22 protein-coding genes and 1 pseudogene are annotated in these 18,435 nt (G+C 44.2%); 14 read left to right on the forward strand and 9 right to left on the reverse strand.

Features of this window, described 5'->3' with window-relative positions; translation table 11 throughout:
* From WKI49_06320 to proC, 3 genes are all read right to left on the reverse strand, one after another.
* The coding region (locus WKI49_06320; GenBank protein MEJ7622101.1) for a hypothetical protein at nucleotides 1–193 on the reverse strand (193 nt) is incomplete at its 3' end.
* Between the two features lie 30 nt (nucleotides 194–223).
* Entirely contained in the window at nucleotides 224–841 is a 618-nt protein-coding gene (gene pgeF / locus WKI49_06325; GenBank protein MEJ7622102.1) for a peptidoglycan editing factor PgeF, read from the reverse strand.
* Complete coding sequence (gene proC / locus WKI49_06330) at nucleotides 802–1,572, reverse strand: pyrroline-5-carboxylate reductase (GenBank protein ID MEJ7622103.1); 771 nt, start codon at nucleotides 1,570–1,572, stop codon at nucleotides 802–804. The genes pgeF and proC overlap by 40 nt, the downstream gene beginning before the upstream one ends.
* A gap of 69 nt (nucleotides 1,573–1,641) precedes the next feature.
* Between proC and WKI49_06335 the strand changes: the two are divergent.
* From WKI49_06335 to frr, 12 genes and pseudogenes are all read left to right on the forward strand, one after another.
* A pseudogene (locus tag WKI49_06335) lies at nucleotides 1,642–1,728 on the forward strand (HAMP domain-containing protein).
* 13 nt (nucleotides 1,729–1,741) lie between these two features.
* Nucleotides 1,742–3,460: a proline--tRNA ligase gene (locus WKI49_06340; protein ID MEJ7622104.1), complete on the forward strand. Its 1,719-nt coding sequence runs from the start codon at nucleotides 1,742–1,744 to the stop codon at nucleotides 3,458–3,460.
* A 112-nt stretch (nucleotides 3,461–3,572) separates the two neighbouring features.
* Nucleotides 3,573–3,752, forward strand: a complete 180-nt coding sequence (locus tag WKI49_06345) for a hypothetical protein (GenBank protein ID MEJ7622105.1) — start codon at nucleotides 3,573–3,575, stop codon at nucleotides 3,750–3,752.
* Nucleotides 3,753–3,768: 16 nt separating this feature from the next.
* Nucleotides 3,769–4,992, forward strand: a complete 1,224-nt coding sequence (locus WKI49_06350) for a type II secretion system F family protein (GenBank protein ID MEJ7622106.1) — start codon at nucleotides 3,769–3,771, stop codon at nucleotides 4,990–4,992.
* 26 nt (nucleotides 4,993–5,018) lie between these two features.
* A complete protein-coding gene (ychF, locus tag WKI49_06355) occupies nucleotides 5,019–6,125 on the forward strand; it encodes a redox-regulated ATPase YchF (GenBank protein ID MEJ7622107.1) in 1,107 nt (368 codons plus the stop codon).
* 17 nt (nucleotides 6,126–6,142) lie between these two features.
* Complete coding sequence (locus tag WKI49_06360; protein MEJ7622108.1) at nucleotides 6,143–6,988, forward strand: Hsp33 family molecular chaperone HslO; 846 nt, start codon at nucleotides 6,143–6,145, stop codon at nucleotides 6,986–6,988.
* 83 nt (nucleotides 6,989–7,071) lie between these two features.
* The gene (gene rpsB / locus WKI49_06365) at nucleotides 7,072–7,896 is read left to right on the forward strand and encodes a 30S ribosomal protein S2 (protein ID MEJ7622109.1); all 825 of its coding nucleotides are present in this window, start codon (nucleotides 7,072–7,074) and stop codon (nucleotides 7,894–7,896) included.
* A gap of 2 nt (nucleotides 7,897–7,898) precedes the next feature.
* Complete coding sequence (gene tsf / locus WKI49_06370; protein MEJ7622110.1) at nucleotides 7,899–8,762, forward strand: translation elongation factor Ts; 864 nt, start codon at nucleotides 7,899–7,901, stop codon at nucleotides 8,760–8,762.
* Nucleotides 8,762–9,481: a UMP kinase gene (gene pyrH, locus WKI49_06375; protein ID MEJ7622111.1), complete on the forward strand. Its 720-nt coding sequence runs from the start codon at nucleotides 8,762–8,764 to the stop codon at nucleotides 9,479–9,481. The genes tsf and pyrH overlap by 1 nt, the downstream gene beginning before the upstream one ends.
* A gap of 1 nt (nucleotide 9,482) precedes the next feature.
* Complete coding sequence (locus WKI49_06380; GenBank protein MEJ7622112.1) at nucleotides 9,483–10,124, forward strand: ThaI family type II restriction endonuclease; 642 nt, start codon at nucleotides 9,483–9,485, stop codon at nucleotides 10,122–10,124.
* Entirely contained in the window at nucleotides 10,121–10,999 is an 879-nt protein-coding gene (locus WKI49_06385) for a site-specific DNA-methyltransferase (GenBank protein MEJ7622113.1), read from the forward strand. Before WKI49_06380 ends, WKI49_06385 begins: the two co-directional genes overlap by 4 nt.
* Complete coding sequence (frr, locus tag WKI49_06390) at nucleotides 10,996–11,541, forward strand: ribosome recycling factor (protein ID MEJ7622114.1); 546 nt, start codon at nucleotides 10,996–10,998, stop codon at nucleotides 11,539–11,541. Before WKI49_06385 ends, frr begins: the two co-directional genes overlap by 4 nt.
* Nucleotides 11,542–11,620: 79 nt before the next feature.
* On the opposite strand, the gene WKI49_06395 is transcribed toward frr, so the two are convergent.
* Genes WKI49_06395 through WKI49_06420 form a run of 6 tightly spaced genes read right to left on the reverse strand, consistent with a single transcriptional unit; the run spans nucleotide 11,621 to nucleotide 15,902 of the window.
* Entirely contained in the window at nucleotides 11,621–12,139 is a 519-nt protein-coding gene (locus tag WKI49_06395; GenBank protein ID MEJ7622115.1) for a C40 family peptidase, read from the reverse strand.
* Nucleotides 12,102–13,244 (reverse strand): geranylgeranyl reductase family protein, encoded by a 1,143-nt coding sequence (locus WKI49_06400; protein ID MEJ7622116.1) that lies wholly within the window; start codon nucleotides 13,242–13,244, stop codon nucleotides 12,102–12,104. The genes WKI49_06395 and WKI49_06400 overlap by 38 nt, the downstream gene beginning before the upstream one ends.
* 14 nt (nucleotides 13,245–13,258) lie before the next feature.
* Nucleotides 13,259–14,185 (reverse strand): beta-ketoacyl-ACP synthase III, encoded by a 927-nt coding sequence (locus WKI49_06405; protein ID MEJ7622117.1) that lies wholly within the window; start codon nucleotides 14,183–14,185, stop codon nucleotides 13,259–13,261.
* Nucleotides 14,185–15,189 (reverse strand): phosphate acyltransferase PlsX, encoded by a 1,005-nt coding sequence (plsX, locus tag WKI49_06410; GenBank protein ID MEJ7622118.1) that lies wholly within the window; start codon nucleotides 15,187–15,189, stop codon nucleotides 14,185–14,187. The genes WKI49_06405 and plsX overlap by 1 nt, the downstream gene beginning before the upstream one ends.
* A complete protein-coding gene (rpmF, locus tag WKI49_06415) occupies nucleotides 15,186–15,371 on the reverse strand; it encodes a 50S ribosomal protein L32 (protein ID MEJ7622119.1) in 186 nt (61 codons plus the stop codon). The genes plsX and rpmF overlap by 4 nt, the downstream gene beginning before the upstream one ends.
* A 36-nt stretch (nucleotides 15,372–15,407) precedes the next feature.
* Nucleotides 15,408–15,902: a YceD family protein gene (locus tag WKI49_06420; GenBank protein MEJ7622120.1), complete on the reverse strand. Its 495-nt coding sequence runs from the start codon at nucleotides 15,900–15,902 to the stop codon at nucleotides 15,408–15,410.
* Between the two features lie 47 nt (nucleotides 15,903–15,949).
* On the opposite strand from WKI49_06420, the gene WKI49_06425 reads away from it, so the two are divergent.
* Both WKI49_06425 and nadB read left to right on the forward strand, forming a co-directional pair.
* Nucleotides 15,950–16,927 carry a YvcK family protein gene (locus WKI49_06425; protein ID MEJ7622121.1) on the forward strand — a complete coding sequence of 326 codons (978 nt, stop codon included), beginning with the start codon at nucleotides 15,950–15,952 and terminating at the stop codon, nucleotides 16,925–16,927.
* Nucleotides 16,911–18,434 carry an L-aspartate oxidase gene (gene nadB, locus WKI49_06430; protein MEJ7622122.1) on the forward strand — a complete coding sequence of 508 codons (1,524 nt, stop codon included), beginning with the start codon at nucleotides 16,911–16,913 and terminating at the stop codon, nucleotides 18,432–18,434. Before WKI49_06425 ends, nadB begins: the two co-directional genes overlap by 17 nt.
* Nucleotide 18,435 lies beyond the last annotated feature (1 nt).

Genomic DNA, 18,435 nt, shown 5'->3' on the forward strand with positions numbered 1-18,435 from the left:
TTTCTACACGCTTTGCTAAAGGTCTAAACTCTTCTTCCACAAACTTGTCAAATTTTTGTGGCAGTTTTAGAAGCTCTTCTGTAAGGAGAAGGGAAAGTAGTTGTTCCGCCCAGTCAGGATGTTCCCTAAGTGCCTGAAGAATATCGTAAAAGCTCCTTATAATGTATTCCTTTTGCTTTTCTTCCACAGCCATACCATAGAATATTCTAAACCTTTTCTCTTCTTAGGCAACGAGTTCCGCAAGGGTTAAAATTCTCTCTTGCGTTTTGTCTCTTCTGTATGAAGGTAAGCTATGGTGGCATATGGTGCATACGCCATACTGGAAAATCCGTCCTATTCCGCCTTTTTTTAGCCTTAGGATGGTCTCTGACTGGGTGTCCATGTAGTGCCTTCCCTTTTTGTAGTGTAGGCTCACAAAGTAATTTTTGAACTCTTCACCCACCTCATAACAGCAGGCTCTCGCAGAGGGTCCCACAAAGGCGAGGAAGTTTTCAAGTCTTTCAAGGCTTGAGAGTATTTCAAGGGTTTTTTCTATTATGCCTTCCCTTAGACCTCTCCAGCCTGCATGCACCACCGCCACAGTTTTTTCTCCAAGAAAGGCAACAGGCACGCAGTCCGCAGTCCTAATACCTATCTTTAGCCCGGGGGTTTGGGTTATTATGCCATCTCCTTCCAAACCTTCAACTGCCTCTGAGAGCAGATAGACCCTCGCAGAATGCACCTGTTTAAGAGTTAGCACATCGCTGTCCTCTTGCCACCTTTTTATGGCAAGCCTTGCCCTTCCTTTTTGTAAGGAAAATATTAGAGCTTCTTTGCCTTCTCTGAGGTCCTTCGCACGCATTCCATTATTATGCCCTTAAATCCTCTCTCTTCAAGCACCTTTATGCCCTCTATGGTTGTCCCACCGGGAGAGGCAACCCTTGTTATCCACTCCTCTGGGTTTCCACCAAGTTTCTTGAGTAGCTCACAAGAGCCAAGCACCATGTCTATGGCTATAGCCTTTGCCTTCTCATAGGAAAACCCCTCAAGCACGCCAGCAAGAGAAAGAGCGTGAATAAAGCTAAAGACAAAGGCAGGACCAGAACCTGCAAGAGCGGTAAAGGCGTCAAAAAGGCTTTCCTCAAGCTCATAAAGACTTCCACAGTGAGAAAAAAGAGATATGAACTTTTCCCTTTCACTTTCTTCTATAGCCTCACCACAAACAAAGGCTATAACCGCCTTTCCTACAAGAGCGTTTATGTTTGGCATAAGCCTTATGACCCTTGAAGTTTCAGAAAGCTCCTTTATTTTCTCAAGAGAAAGCCCAGCCACAAGACTTATGAGAACCTTTCGGTCAAGCTTTCCTCTAAGACTCTCTAAGAGCCTTTCCACATCCTTTGGCTTTACCGCCACCAAAAGCCAGTGGGAGTTCCTTAGGAGAAACTCAAGGTCAGAAGCAACCCCAAAACCTTCAGAAAGTGCCTTTGACCTTTTCTCCTCGCTCACATCGTATACAAGCACCTCCACATGACCTTTTAGAGCCTTAGCAAAGCTCTCTCCCATATTGCCGTAGCCTATAATTCCCAGCACCATGCCTATCTCCTAAGGATTATAATAACCCAAGCAGATGAACCTTAGAGAGCTTTACATTTCTTAGAAGTCAAGTCCGATGACGAGATAGGCAAGCTGGCAGAATCCTTTGAGAGGATGAGGGTTAGCATAAAGAAGGTTATGGACCTACTTAAGTGATATAATTAGCAAAATGCGTTGGAGTAGGTATTTTTGGTATACTTCAAAGGAAGACCCGGCGGATACGGAAGCACCCTCGCATAAACTGCTCCTTAAGGCTGGCTTTATCAAGCAGGTTTCTGCAGGCATATATGAGCTTACTCCACCCGGTGTAAGAGTTTTAAGAAAGATAGAAAACATAGTTCGCAAGGAAATGGACAGGAGCGGAGCTCAGGAGGTTTTGCTTACCGTATTGAACCCAGCAGAGCTTTGGAAGGAAACGGGAAGGTGGGACTTATATGGTAGGGAGCTCTTTACTCTAAAAGACAGGAACGGCAGAGAATACTGCCTTGGACCAACCCATGAGGAGGAAATAACAGACCTTGTTAGGTCCTTCGTAAACTCATACAGACAACTTCCTGTGGTTCTTTACCAGATACAGGTCAAGTTCAGAGATGAAAAAAGACCTCGCTTTGGTCTTATAAGGGGAAGGGAGTTTATCATGAAAGACGCCTACTCCTTTGACCCAGATGAGTTTTCCGCTATGATGTCTTACGAAAGCATGAAGTTTGCCTACGATAGGATATTTAAAAAACTCAGGCTAAAGACACTGCTCGTGGAAGCAAGCGTAGGAGCTATAGGTGGCATAAGCTCTCATGAGTTTGTTGCTCTAACCCCATACGGAGAGGCAAGGGTTGCTTACTGTGAAAGCTGTGGCTATGGAGCAAACGCAGAAATAGTAAGACTTTCCAAGCCTCAAGAGGAGGAAGAAGAGCCTTTACCTTTAAAGGAAGTTCATACGCCAAACACAGACACCATTGAAAAGCTCTCCTCTTTCCTCGGAGTGCCTGCAAGGAAGATAGTAAAGGCGGTGCTTTATATGGTAAATGGAAAAGAGCCAGTTATGTTCCTTATAAGGGGAGACAGGAACATAGACGAGAATAAGGTGGAGGCTGTTTTGGGAACGGAGAATTTTAGGCTCGCAGAGGAGGAAGAGGTCAAAAATCTTTTGAAAACCAGCAAGGGCTTTATAGGACCCTTTAACCTTCCACCTCAGATAAAGGTCTACTGGGACAACTCTACCTACGGACTAAAGAACGTGGTAATAGCCTTTAATAAGCCAGATTATCATTACATAAACGCCAACCCAGGGAGAGACTTCCAATACGGAGAATTTGTGGATGTGTGTCAGGTAGAAGAAGGCGACCCATGTCCTAAGTGTGGCTCTCCCCTTAAGGTAAGCAAAGGTCTTGAGCTGGGACATATATTCCTTCTTGGGACACGGTATTCTGAGCCTATGAGAGCCTACTACACAGACCCCACAGGACAAGAAAAACCCATCATAATGGGTTGCTACGGTATAGGCATTTCAAGGTGCATCTCTGCAATCGTGGAGCAGTATCACGATGAAAAGGGAATAAAGTGGCCCACGTCGGTTGCACCCTTTGAGCTTGACATAATATGCATAAACATGGAAGACCAAGAGCAAAAGGCGGTGGCGGAAAACCTATATATGCTGGCACAGGAACATGGTATAGAAACCATATACGACGATAGAGACCAAAGCCCAGGCTTTAAGTTTGCGGATGCGGACTTGTGCGGATTTCCATACAGGATAGTGGTAGGCAGAAAGGTAAAGGAAGGCAAGGTGGAACTCCAAAATAGGCACACAGGAGAAAGGTGGGATGTGGAAATAGACAAGGCTGTGGAGACTGTAAGGGATTTGGTAAACAGGGATAAGAATCTTCCATAGTATTGGAAACTCTTGACAAATATAGAAGTTCAGTTTATGTTTTTGTTTACTTAGGCAAGATGTATATAAAGGGGTTTGAATGCAGACTCTGTGGCAAAAGAGGGGGTCTATCTTGGGTTTAAGACCTATCAATGCGAAAAAGAAAGTTCCTGTGGCATTGATAAAAAGACACCTTGAGAAACTAAAAGGCTATAATAGTGCTTCCTTGGAAGTTTTGAAGGGTAATCCTTATTACAGGGATTGTTTGGTTCATTTCCTAAACCCTGCAATGGTAGGAATAAATTTCTATTAAAGGGAGGACTATAGAGATGCCAAGGTTTAAGTATAGAGCCTTTGACGACACGGGGAACTTTGTGGAGAGTGAGGTAAATTATCCAAGTCAAGAAGCTTTGATAGCGGACCTACAACAGAGGGGTTTGAGTATCATAGAAGTAGTAGCAGTTGATAAGGAAGAGGTCAAGAGAGGACTAACCTTTAAACTTCCAATAGGTGGTAGGGTAAGCGATAGAGACCTTTCCATATTTTGCAGGCAACTTGGAACAATGATAAACGCAGGACTTAGCATAGTAGATGCTCTTAACATATTGGGAGACCAATTACCCAACAAAAAACTTGCAGAAGCCAGTAAAAAGGTCGCAGTGATGGTAAGCGAGGGAAAACCCATATCAAACTCTATGGCTGAGTTTCCTGCAGTTTTTCCAGAGTTTGTAATTAATTTGGTTAGAGTGGGTGAAGAAACGGGTAATCTTGACGTTTCTCTTATAAGGGCTGCGGATTATTACGAGAAGATGGCAATGATAAAGAGCAAGATAAAGAGTGCAGCCTTTTATCCTACCTTTGTGGTTATAGTAGCCACCGCCATAGTTACGGGTATACTCTATTTTCTTGTGCCCACCTTTGCAGAGATTTATGCCTCTTTTGGTGGTGAACTTCCCGCTCCTACCCAAATGCTTATCGCCGCCTCTAACACCCTTAGGTCAAACCTTATCTTTATACTTGGTTTCATAGTAGCTTTTTCTTTCATATTTAGATTTTTACTCAACAATAGCTACCAGTTTAGAAAATCTGTGCATTCCTTTATGCTAAGAGCTCCAAAGATGGGTGAGCTTATGATGAAAAGCACCATGGCAAAGTTTGCCAGAACTATGGCAACCCTTTTTTCAAGTGGTGTGGCTCTTGAAAGGGCTTTTGAGATAGCAGGTCAGGTAACGGGAAACGTAGTAATAAGGGAAGCTCTTGAGTCCGCAAAGAAGGGTGTTATAGAGGGTGAGCCTATGCACAAGGCTCTTGAAAAAACTGGCATGTTCCCAAAACTTATAATAGCCATGGTGAGGGTAGGTGAGGATACGGGTAGGCTTGATGATATGTTAGATACTATAGCGAGATTCTATGAAGACGAGTTTGATAAGGCTGTGGAAGGAATGATAAAGCTAATAGAACCAATGCTCATAGTCTTCATAGGCGGTATAGTGGGAGCTATACTCATAGCCCTATACATGCCTATATTCAAGATGGGTGAGTTGATAAGGTGAGCCTTGGAGTTTATAATTATTAGCTTATGGCTCTGAGTGTAGGAATTGTAGGATTGCCTAATGTAGGAAAATCTACCTTGTTTAACGCCCTAATACAGTCCGCAAAGGCGACCGCTGCAAACTATCCCTTTTGCACTATAGAGCCAAACGTGGGCACGGTGGAAGTGCCAGACAAGAGGCTCTACCACATTGCAGAGCTTGAAAGGTCAAGGAAGATAACGCCTACTTTCATAGAGTTTGTGGATATAGCCGGACTTGTAAGAAACGCCAGCAAGGGAGAAGGTCTTGGAAATCAGTTCCTTGCCCATATAAGGGAAGTGGATGCAATTGCTATGGTGTTAAGGTGCTTTGAAAACCCTGACGTGGTTCATGTGGAAGGCAGTGTTGACCCCATAAGGGATGCTCAGATAATAGACCTTGAGCTTATAGCAAAGGACTTGGAGACGGTAGACAAAAGGCTTGAGAAGGTGGAAAAGATGGCAAGGCTGGGAGACAAAAAGGCAAAGGAAGAGTTGGAAATGCTAAAAGCCATAAAGGCGGTTTTGGAAAATATGGAGCCTCTTAGAAAACACATAAAGGACCTTGGCTCAGAGGTCTTTGAGTATGCCAAAAGGAATCTTTTTCTCCTCACCACCAAGCCTCTTATGTATGTGGCAAATGTGAGCGAGGCAGACCTGCCAGAGGGCAATCAACTAAGTAAGAGGGTCTTTCAATACGCACAAGAGGAAGGCTCTCCTGCGGTATTGATATGTGCAAAACTTGAAGAGGAGCTTATTGGTCTTGAAAAGGAAGAAAAAGAAGAGCTTCTTAGGTCTTATGGGCTTGAAGAGCCAGGGCTTAACAAACTTATAAGGTCTGCTTACTCACTCCTTGAGCTTATAACTTTTTTCACTGCAGGAGAAAAGGAGACAAGGGCGTGGACTGTAAAAAGAGGCACAAAAGCACCACAAGCTGCGGGTAAAATACACTCAGACTTTGAAAGGGGCTTTATCGCTGCGGAGGTGATAAACTACGAGGACTATGTAAAGGTTGGCTCTATGACTAAGGCTAAAGAGCTTGGTCTTGTAAGGCTTGAAGGGAAAGAGTATGAAGTCAAAGATGGCGATATTATCTATTTTAGGTTTAACGTTTAGGCTTATATTTTAAACTCATGTATAGAGACCTTGACGCACAGACCAGAGAAGACCTGAGGCTCTATTTTCAGGACAGAGACTACATGGTGGTTTCCGTGCCAAAGGATGAGCTTATAAGGGTTTATACCCTGCAGGCAAACCATGCAGTGGCGGTTGCCAAGAGAATACATGACTTGGAAGGGCAAGGGGCGGAGCTTATGGGCTATGCCATAATGTCCGCTTTACTTTTGACATCCCTTGTGAAACATGCAACAGAACAAAAGGTGCTTTTTAAGGTGCAAACAGATTATGGAGTTGTAGTCTCAGAGGCGGACGGAAAGGGAAGGGTGAGAGGTTTTATAGAAGGCGACCCACAAGAAGGTTGGGTTTCTGGAGTTTTAACCGTAGTAAAAGAGCTAAGGCTTGGCGTGCCTTACACGAGCATAGTCCCAGTGGTTGGTAGAAACCTAAAGGAGGCTCTTTCCTTTTACTTTGAACAATCAGAACAAACAAAAACCTATTTGGATATGCATTTGGAGTTTACTCCTGCAGGAGTCCAGGCAAAGGCTTATCTTGTGCAAGTGCTTTCTGGAGTTTCTCAAAGGAGCATTGACCTTATAGAGGAAAACCTAAGAAACCTCTCCTTTTTTGAAAAGAGACCAGAAGACATAGCTCTTGATATACTAAAGGGTATGGAACCAAGGCTTATAGGTCTTAAGGAAATAGAATACTACTGTCCCTGTAGTGAGGAAATAGCTCGTGCAAGTCTTATGCTCTTGCAGGAGGAGGAGCTCCAAGATATACTAAGCGAAGGACCTGCACAGGTAGTTTGTAAGTTTTGCAAGAGAGTTTATCGCTTCAGCAGGGAACAGCTTATGCTATAATTTTTCTATAAGACCGCACCTTTCCCCTTTGGGTTGACCCGAAAGGGTTTTGGGAAAGGGTGGCAAAACCCAAGGAGGTTAAGATGGCTGTAGTTTCTATGAGAGACCTTTTGGAAGCAGGTGTGCACTTTGGACACTCAAAGGGCAGGTGGAACCCTAAGATGGCACCCTATCTATACGGCGTGCGTAATGGTATACACATCATAGACCTCAACAAGACCGTTGTATTCCTTGAACAAGCCTATCACTTTATAGCGGACAGTGTGGCACAGGGTGCGGAAGTGCTCTTTGTAGGCACAAAAAAGCAGGCAAAGGATGTGATAAAGGAAGAGGCGGAAAGAGCCGGTGTGCCATATGTGAACGAAAGATGGGTTGGAGGACTTCTTACCAACTTTAGGACTGTGCGTAAGAGCATCCTCAAGCTCCATACCCTTGAGAGGATGGAAGCGGAAGGTGTCTTTGACGTGCTTCCCAAAAAGGAGGTAAGAGGACTAAAGAGAAAAATGGAAAGGCTTAGAAAGCTCTACGGTGGTATAGTAAACATGGAAAGGCTACCCAACATTATCTGGGTTGTGGACACAGTAAGAGAAGCCATAGCGGTCCAAGAGGCTAAAAAACTGGGTATAACAGTGGTAGCCATTGCGGACTCTAACTGCGACCCAGACCTGATAGATTACCCCGTGCCAGGAAACGACGATGCTATAAAGTCTATAAAGCTACTTACCTCAAAGATAGCGGACGCGGTCATTGAAGGCAAGCGGAGAAGAGAAAGTCTTGGAGAGGTGGCGATTGAAGTGCCAAGGAGAAGAGTCATTACCGTTGAAGAAGAGGAAAAGGTGCTCTTTGAGAGGGCAATGGAAATGTCCGAGAAGTACGAATACATTGACAAAGACGCACAGGAGGAATAAGTATGATAAGCGCGGAAATGGTAAAGACACTGAGAGAGATGACCGGGGCAGGTATGTTAGACTGCAAGAAGGCTTTGGAAGAAGCTGGGGGTGATATAGAAAAGGCGAAGGAAATACTCAGAATAAGAGGTCTTGCCAAAGCGGACAAGAAAGCAGGAAGGGAAACAAAAGAGGGCATAATCTACGCCTATGTGTCAGAAGATAGAAAAACAGGAGTGCTAATAGAGCTAAACTGTGAGACGGACTTTGTGGCAAGAAATGAAAAGTTTGTGGAGCTTGCCCTAAACATAGCAAAGCATATAGCAAGCGTCCCAGAAAACAAGGATAGGTCAGGCACCGGTGAAGATATCGCAGGTCAAGCCTATGCACAAGACACAAGCATAAGCGTAGGAGACCTCATAAAGTCCGCTATAGCCCAAATAGGAGAAAACATACAGCTAAGAAGGTTTGTAAGATACGATACTGAAGGTTTTGTACATACCTATGTGCACGGTATAGGAAAGGTAGGCGTGCTTATAGACTACCTTGCTCCAGAGCTTAACGACAATACACTCAGAGTGGTCCACGATGTGGCACTTCAGATAGCTGCTATGAAGCCTGAGTTTGTAAGCATAGAAAGTGTTGACCCAGCAGTCCTTGAAAGAGAAAAGAGAATTCTCACAGAACAAGCAAGACAGGAAGGTAAGCCAGAAAACATTATAGAAAAGGTGGTGGAAGGTAGGCTCAGAAAGTTTTATCAAGAGAAGGTGCTCTTAGAGCAGGCTTTCATAAAGGAAGAGAAGAAAACCGTGGGACAATACATAAAGGAAAGCCAAACGGGTGTGGAAATAAGACGTTTTGTAAGGTTTGAAGTAGGTGGTGTCTGATGGATGAAGCACCTGTATATAAGAGGGTGCTTTTAAAGCTGTCTGGAGAAGCCTTCGCTGGCGAGCAAGAGTTTGGCATAGACCCAAAGTTTCTTGAATACATAAGCCTTGAAATAAAGAGTCTTGTGGACGTGGGGGTCCAAACTGCAATAGTGATAGGTGGTGGCAATATCTTTAGAGGTATAGAGGGGCTTGAGATAGGTATAGATAGGGCAACGGGCGATTATATGGGTATGTTGGCAACGGTTATAAACGCCCTTGCCTTGCAATCCGCACTTGAGAGGATAGCACAAATTCCCACGAGGGTCTTGTCAGCCATTGAAATGAGACAAATTGCAGAGCCTTACATAAGAAGGAGGGCTATAAGGCATTTAGAAAAGGGTCGTGTGGTAATATTCGCTGCAGGGACAGGCAATCCCTTTTTCTCCACAGACACTGCGGGTGCTCTCAGAGCCATAGAGATAGGTGCAGACCTTCTTATAAAGGCTACAAAGGTGGACGGCATATACACCGATGACCCACTTAAAAACCCCAACGCAGAGTTTATCCAAGAAATAGCCTATCTTGAAGCCATAAATAGAGGTCTTAGGGTTATGGACTATACCGCTATGACCCTCTGTAAGGAAAACAAGCTACCCATATTGGTGCTTAACATAAAAAAGCCAGGAAATCTGCTGAGGGCTGTAATGGGTGAAAGGGTTGGGTCTTTGGTGAGGTAGCATGGGAGATTTGGTAAAAGAGGTATTTCAAGAAGATGTATATAGGGTAAAGCTCAGAAAAAAGCTACCTTATATCTTCAAGATAATAGATTTAGAGTTCTCAAGAGGTGGGCATGTAGGTATGGAAGTAGGAGTTTTTAGAGAAAGAGTAATAGTTTCCTTTTTTATGCACGTGTTTGGCGAAGATAAGGTGATCCTTGACACCGCAAACAAAGCGGAGGTAGATTTAAGGATTGTAGGACATGACAACCCTATATCTATAAAAACTAAGACAGGTAGTGGTTTATCAGGTGTCAAACTAAAATGGACAGTTGATTGGAAAAAGGCGGAAGAGTTCTATGGCTCATATTTTCCTGCTTCTGATATGTTGTTTGTTCAAATAAACTGGAACAGACATGGTCTTTTTGCCTATATACCCTTAAACATACAAAAGCAAGTCTTTACTGAATTAGGTAAGGAAAGTTATCTAAAGCTACCGAGAAAAGGAACGAACCCGAGAGGTGTAGAGATAAGCACATTAGCACTAAAGGAATGCCTGAAAAGAACAGAGTATAAGTTAGATATACACTGGAAGGTGGATGAAAGTATCCTAAGCAAGTACAATCCTTACAAGCGGTGGATTGAGCTATGGGAAGAAGAATGAGAACAAAAACAAGCAGGTTTGGAAGCAGTGGGAGAATAGCTCACGACTCTTCGGATTTTTATCGCAGAAGGCTATATTCTGAATTTATACCCGTGGAGGTCCAAAAGGACCAGAAAGAAATTCCATTTCCTGACAACCTCAAAAATACTATCCTTTGCAAATCCTCAGAAGATATGTCAGAAATTCCTGACAATAGCGTTCATCTTATGATAACTTCACCTCCATACAACGTGGGCAAAGAATACGATATGGATATGAGTTTTACAGAATACAGAGAATTTCTTAAAAGGGTTTGGAAAGAAGTATATAGAGTTCTTGTTCCCGGTGGGAGGGCATGTATAAATGTGGCTAATCTTGGCAGAAAGCCTTACATTCCACTTCATGCCTTTATAATTCAGGACATGCTTGAGTTGGGTTTTTTAATGAGAGGTGAGATAATATGGGTAAAAGCTGGTGGTGGTGCACCATCAACTGCGTGGGGCACTTGGCTTAGTGCAAAGAATCCGGTAATAAGGGATGAGCACGAATACATTCTTGTCTTCTCAAAGGGCAGTTTTGAAAGAAAAAGCACGGGGCAAAGCACTATAAGCAGAGAGGAGTTCTTGACTTTTACGAAAAGCGTGTGGTATATGAAAAGCGAAAGTGCTAAGAAGGTGGGACATCCAGCAGTTTTCCCTATAGAGCTTCCCTATAGGCTAATTCAGTTGTATACCTTTAAACATGATATAGTGCTTGACCCTTTTATGGGTAGTGGTCAAACCGCGATAGCAAGTTTGATGTGTGATAGATATTACATTGGTTACGAGATAAACCCTGAATATGTGGAGCTTGCAAACAGAAGAATACAAAAATACACAGAAGGAGGTCAGCCATGATAGAGGATATTTTTAGAAGTGCGGAAGAGGATATGAAAAAGGCGGTAAACTACTTTAAGAACGAAATAGCTGGGCTTAGGACGGGTAGGGCAAGCACATCCCTTGTTGAAGAGCTAAAGGTAGAATATTACGGTTCAAAGATTCCTCTCAAACAGCTTGGAAGCATTAGTGTGAGCGATGTAAACCAGCTAACCATTCAGCTTTGGGATGTAAATGCGGTCTCAAGTGTGGAAAAGGCAATAATGGAAAGTCTAAACCTCACACCTCAAACACAGGGTAATGTAATAAGAATAACCTTGCCACCTCTCACAGAAGAAAGAAGAAGGGAGCTTGTGAGGATGCTCCATAAAATGGCAGAGGAGGCAAGGGTGGCGGTTAGAAACATAAGAAGAGACGCAAAGGAAATGCTTGAAGACCTTGAGGGTGTTTCTGAAGATGAGATAAAGAGGGCTTTAGAAAGGCTTCAAAAGCTCACAGACAAATACATAGAGGAGATAAACTCCCTTGCAGAGGCTAAGGAGAAGGAGATAATGGGAGGATGAGGCTTTTTTCCAACCTTTAGCCCGAGAAACACAAAAACCTCAAGTAGAGGTGTTTGAAGGACAACTGCCGTCTTCCCGATTAACGGTTAACAAGGATAAAGATTAGGTCCGCTATCTCATCCCTTTTTGAGTTTTGGCTTAGAGGCTTTGCTTGTCTTTCGGACCTCGCATAGAAGGCGTTGAGCTGTTCCACCCTTCTTGCAAAGAGAAACCTTCTGCTCCAATAGGGCTCATCTATCCTGTTTATTGTTATACCAGCCTTCTCACTGGCATGCACAAACTTTCCGTTGCCTATGTATATGCCTACATGAGATGGTCCTGGTCTGTAGGTGGTAAAAAAGAGAAGGTCTCCGGGCTTCAGATTTCTGGGGTCTACCTCAATGCCTATACGTGATTGTTCCGCAGTGGTTCTTGGAAGTCTTATACCGTTAACCTTAAAAACCCTTTGCACAAAGGCAGAGCAATCCATCCTGTATAGGTCGTTAGCACCGAATTGATAGGGTCTTTCCATGTAGGTGAGGGCGGTAAGCACTATATTTTCTGGACTTGCAAACACAAAACTAAAACTCAGTATTAACCCTGCCACAACTCCCCTCATGCCTTCTGAGTATACAAGCTATTCTCTCCCTTGTCAAGTGCTTTAAAAACTCAAGCCAACCCTTCCAATATATGTCCTTATAAGTTTTATCCCCCGTGAGCACACGATAAAAATTTCTCAATGCGTAATCTTTTCCCATTTTGAAGGCAACGCTTTGAAACCTATAAGCAAGTCTTGCTATCTTTCCTGCGTATATGAGCTCTTCTACCAATGGTTTCAGCATTAGTTCGTAGGCTTTTGTTGGTTCAGAGGGGTTTTGTATTATGGCTTTTGCGAGGATTTTGCCTGCCCAAAGGGCGTAGTATATGCCTTCACCAAGCAGAGGGTCTGTCATATTGGCAGAATCTCCTGCGAGCAAAACTCTCTCTTTGCCTATTTGAATGTCCTTTTTCCCTTCTGGAAAGGGTATATGCCAACCCTTTGGATGTTTAAAGTTTATGTTTTTACTGAGAGCGTAGTTCCTTAGTATCTCAAGCAGGTTTTCCCTTCCAGTGGTTGCAATGCCAAGGCTTATGCCATCACCATGAGGAAACACCCAAAGATAACCCCTACTTACCCATCCTATCTCAATTAAAACCTTATCCCTTAGATAACCCTCTGTAAACAGCTCAAGACTTCTGAAAAACTTTCTTTTCTTGTATCCAAGAAGTTTTGCGGTTTTAGAATGAAAGCCGTCCGCACCAATTAGATAGTCTGTGTAGAAGTTTCCCCTGCTTGTATAGACCTTGTATTGGTTTCCCTCCTTCTCAAAGCCCATAAACTCCCCGATAAGGAGTTCCGCACCAACTTCAAGAGCTTTTTGCACCAAAAAGTGGTCAAACTCAGACCTATCAACTATGTAAGCAACCTCTCTGTTTGCCTCCACCTCATACTCCTGCAGACCCCTATAGCCAAGTTTTCCAGAGCTTATCGTGTTTAGTATCAACCCTTTGTAGCCCTCTGGCAGAAGCCTTAGGGTTCTCGCAGACAGACAACCTGCACAGAGTTTAAACCTTGGAAGTTTTTCCTTTTCAACCATTAGAACCCTAAGACCAGATTTTGAAAGATGGTAGGCAGTGGAAGCCCCAGCAGGACCACCACCCACAACTACAGCGTCGTAAAGCACATATAAAGTTTAACCTAAAACCTTATGAGACTTGCACCCCATGTAAGCCCGCCACCCATAGCGGTCAAAAGCACTAAATCCCCTCTTTTTAGCTTACCTTCTTTGTATGCCTCACAGAGAGCTATAGGAATGGATGCAGCGCTTGTGTTTCCATACTTATGAATGTTTGAATAGACCTTTTCCATTGGCACATTGAGTTTTTCCGCAAGAGCCTGCATTATCCTTATGTTTGCCTGATGAGGAACTATAAGGTCTATATCCTGTGTGGAAACTCCAGCCCTTTGCAAAACTTCCTCGCACACATCCGCCATAGAACGGACCGCAAGTTTAAAGAGCTCCTTCCCCTTCATCTTTATGTATCCACACCTTTCCGCATAGAGGATTTCCCAGTAGTTGCCGTCAGAACGCATCACAGAGGAGAGAATCTCACCCTCACCCTCGGAGCTAAGCACCACCGCACCCGCCCCATCACCAAAAAGAACACAAGTAGACCTGTCTGTCCAATCCACTATCTGGGAGAGTTTCTCCGCCCCCACTAAAAGCACCCTTTTAGCCCTTCCAGAGGATAGCATAGAACTTGCTATCTCAAGACCATACAAAAAGCCACTGCAGGCTGCGGATATGTCAAAGGCGTAAGCCCTGTTTGCACCAAGCCTTGCCTGAAGAAGACAGGCACTTGCAGGAAAGCCAAGGTCTGGAGTAAGGGTTGCAAAGATTATGGCATCAATCTCTTGAGGGTCAATCTGCGCAGACTCTAAGGCTTCAAGGCTTGCCCTATAAGCCATATCTGTAAGACTTTCCGAACCTGCTATCCTCCTTTCCTTTATACCCGTTCTTGTGGTAATCCAATCGTCAGAGGTGTCCACCATCTTTTCAAGGTCAAAGTTGGTAAGCACCTTATCAGGCACATAATAACCCATACCCCTTATGGTTATGCCCATTAGACCTTTACCTCTTGTGGAAGGAGCTTTTTTAGGTTTTCTGAGAGCTTTTCGTTAAAGTGATGGGTCAAAAACTCATTGGCAACCCTTATGGCGTTCTTTATAGCCTTTGCGTTTGCCCTTCCGTGGGTTATTATCACAGGCTTTTTTGCCCCAAGAAGAGGAATACCCCCATACTCTGCAAAGTCCGCCTTTTTCTTAAAGTTGTTAAGTGTAGGCTTCATGAGAAGTGCTCCCAGCTTTGCCAAAAAACTCTTTTGCACCTCCTCCTTTATCATTTGAAGGACCGCAAAGCCCAAGCTCTCACTGGCTTTAAGTATTACATTACCCACAAAACCATCGCACACTATCACATCAAAGGTTCCCGCATATATGTCTCTTCCCTCGGCGTTTCCAAGAAAGTTTAGTTTGCTGGCTTTTAAGAGGGGATAGGTTTCTTTGACAAGCTCGTTGCCTTTACCCTCCTCCTCTCCTATGCTTAGAATACCCACCCTTGGGTTTTTTATACCTAATATCTCCTCCGCATAGGTGTGTCCTATTACCGCAAAATGGAGCAGGTGTGAGGGTTTACAGTCCACGTTTGCTCCCACATCAATGAGAACCGTTTTACCTTTTGGATTAGGCAAGGCGACCGCTATGGCTGGTCTTTCAAGGTCAGGAATAGAGCCTATTATAAACTTGCCAACCGTTAGCACCGCACCCGTGTTTCCCGCAGAGACAAGACCCTCCGCCTTGCCTTCCCTCACCAACATGCCTGCCACATACAGAGAGGAGTTTTTCTTTCTCAAGACATTAGAGGGGGTTTCGTGCATCTGCACCACATCCCCTGCATGAACTACCTGAAGACCGTCAAACTTCTCCCTTTCAAGAATTTGTCTTATTTTTTCTTCGTCTCCTACGAGGATGCTCTCAAGACCAAGCTCCTTGTAGGCAAGAATACAACCCTTTACTATCTCCTCGGGGGCGTAGTCCCCTCCCATACAGTCAACTGCTATTTTTGTCATGAAGTCTTGAGAACTTCCCTACCCTTGTAGTATCCACAGTATGGGCAAGCTCTGTGTGGCATCATAAGCTCGCCACAGTTAGGGCAGGTAGCAAGGGACAAGGAACTCAGCTTTGCGAAAAAGTTTTGGGCTCTCCTTTGGTCTCTTCTCCACCTTGAGGTTTTTCTCTTTGGAACTGCCATCTTATAGCCTCCATAAGGTCATAGTGGGAATTGTAATTATAACACATTCACCTTTTTGAGAAGGTCTCCAAGGGTGCTGGTCCTTTCCTCAAGGTCTTCATAGAGTCCCACATTGCAGTTAGGACTGCAAAGGGGCTTCATAGGTATGCTAAGTATTATCTGCTCTCTTACAAGCTCTGTGAGGTCAAAGGCTTCCTCGTCCTCAAAGAAGGACACATCAAGCTCTGAGGGCTTTAAATATAGCACTTCCGTAGTCGTAGTAGGATATGGCTCTATCCTAATGGACTCATGCCTGCCTATGTCCTTATGGAACACGGTCAAACATCTGCTACACTCAAGCACCACGTAGCCTTCAATCTCCATGTTTACCCTATATCCACCCTTTTCCTTGGTTATCTCCACATAAACGCTTACGGGCTCTCTTATCTCACCAAGGTCTGGAGGTAGCTTTAGGTCTTCTGGCTTGAAAACGTAGCTCTGGGAGAACCTGTTTTTTGTTTTAAATATCTCTTTGAGGTTTAATTTCACCATAATGGTTTAAAATATCTCAAAGCTAAGAAAATTTCAAGGAGGTCATTATGAAGCTTGTAGCCATTGGAGGAGGAACGGGGCTCTCCACGCTTTTGAGGGGGCTAAAAGAGAAGGTGGGAAAAGAGATTGAAGACCTCTCTGCCATAGTCACGGTGGCGGACAGTGGAGGAAGCACGGGAAGGCTCAGAAAAATATACAACATGCCAGCACCAGGAGACATAAGAAACTGCATTGTTGCTCTTTCGGAGAGCGAGGAGATAATGCAAAAACTTTTTCAGTTTAGGTTCAAAGGTGGAGAGCTTGAGGGTCATGCCTTTGGAAACCTTTTCCTTGTAGCACTTACGGAGATAACAGGTAGCTTTATGAATGCAATAAACATAGCATCACAGATATTAAGGACAAAGGGTGAGATAATACCTGCAACCCTTGAAAGTATCCAGCTTTGTGCGGAGTTTAGCGACGGGAAAATTATTTGTGGTGAAGAGGACATAACCGAGTATGGAAAGCACGACAGCGTAAGAATTAAAAACATATGGATAGAGCCAAGGGAAGCAAGAGCACCCATAGATGCTATTGCAAAGATAGAGTCTGCGGATATGATAGTTTTTGGTCCTGGGAGCTTATATACGAGCATAATCCCTAACCTACTCATTCAGGACATAAGGGAAGCGGTAAACCACTCCTTAGCCCTAAAGGTTTTTGTGGTAAACGCCATGACCCAACCCGGAGAAACCGACAGCTTTAGTGCCTATGACCATATAAAAGCCTTTAAAGAGTATGCAGGTGTTGAGAGGATAGATGTGGCGGTGGTAAACACAAAAATGCCATCAAGTTCTGTTTTGAAGAGGTATTTGGAACAAAAGCAAGAACCCGTAGTGCCAGATGTGGCAAGGATAGCAAAGGAAGGCATAGAAGTATATACAGAGGACTTAATAGGCGATAAGGACGACTTTGTAAGGCACGACCCACACAGGCTTGCGGACCTTATAGTGGAAATATACAAAAAGCATGGCGTTTTTTCTTAACTTTGACACTTCAAGGCTTTCTGTAGAAGAAGCTAAGGTGGTGATATGTGGCAGTGGCATTGCAGGACTTACCAGTGCCATAGTTTTAAAGGAGCTTGGCATAGAGCCTATTGTCCTCACAAGGGGTATAGGAAACACCTATTACTCTCAAGGTGGCATAGCCTGTGCCCTTGACCCAAAGGACAGTCCATACCTTCATATGCTTGATACTCAAAAGGCAGGAAGGGGGCTATGCAAAGAGGAAACCCTCAAAATTCTCGTGGACGAAGGCATTCAAAGAATGGCGGACCTCAAAAGGTGGGGCGTAGTCTTTGACGAAGAGACCACCATAGAGGGAGGTCATTCCTTCCCAAGAGTCTATAAGGTAAAGGACTATACGGGCAAAGCCATATACCAAGCCTTGTGGAAGAGGGCTCAAAGCTTAGGCATTAGGGTAATAAGGGGAGAGTTAGAGGAAATCCTTGGAGAGGAAAGGGTAGAAGGGCTTGTTTACCATGAGGGGCAAAGCCTTAGAGTTATAAAAACACCTGCCATCCTTTTGGCAACGGGCGGGTCTGCGAGCATGTTTTTGCATACCTCTAACCCAGTAAAGGTAAGAGGAGACGCACTGGGCATAGCACTAAGGAAGGGCGTAAAACTAATTAACCCAGAGTTTGTGCAGTTTCATCCCACAGTGGTGAAAAACACCAGCATACTCATCTCAGAGGCAGTAAGAGGAGAGGGGGCTATTTTGGTGGATTCCAAAGGTGAGAGGTTTGTGGAGGAACTCCAGCCAAGAGATGTGGTAGCAAGGGCGATATACAAAAAGCTAAGACAAGGACAAGAGGTTTTCCTTGACCTAAGACCCATAAAAGCCAAAGGAGTAGACCTCTCCAAGAGGTTTCCCACCATATACTCCATGCTAAGGGAAGCAGGCTACAACCCAGAAACCCAACCCATACCCATCACACCCGCATCTCACTACTTTATAGGTGGCATTGAGGTAGACAGCTATGGAAAAACCACCTTTGAAGGTCTTTATGCGGTAGGAGAATGTGCCTGCACGGGCGTGCATGGGGCAAACAGGCTTGCCTCTAACTCCTTGCTTGAGGGCTTGGTTTTTGGATACAGAACCGCCTACAGAATTTTTCATGACCTTTCCTTTTTGAAAAAGCCAAAGGAGACCTATTACAAAAACCAAAGGGAAGGGCAAAAAGACCCACCTTACACCTTTGAAGACCTGAGAAGGCTTATGTGGGAAAACTGTGGACTGGAAAGGGAAGAGACCTCTCTCAAACAGGCACTTGAAAAGCTAAGCACATGGCTACAAACATGGAAAGACTGGAAACCCACCATAGAAAACCGCCAGCTTTTTGATATAAGCCTAACCGCTATGGCTACCCTTAGCTGTGCTCTTTGGAGAAGGGAAAGCAGAGGCGTGCACTATAGGGTGGATTATCCCTTTGAAAGGGAGGAGTTTAGAAGGGATAGCCTTTTTACTCCTCGTTTTCTTATGTTGGGAGAGTAGT

It is taken from the genome of Aquificaceae bacterium (assembly GCA_037722135.1).
In the GTDB taxonomy this organism is placed as follows: domain Bacteria; phylum Aquificota; class Aquificia; order Aquificales; family Aquificaceae; genus Pampinifervens; species Pampinifervens sericum.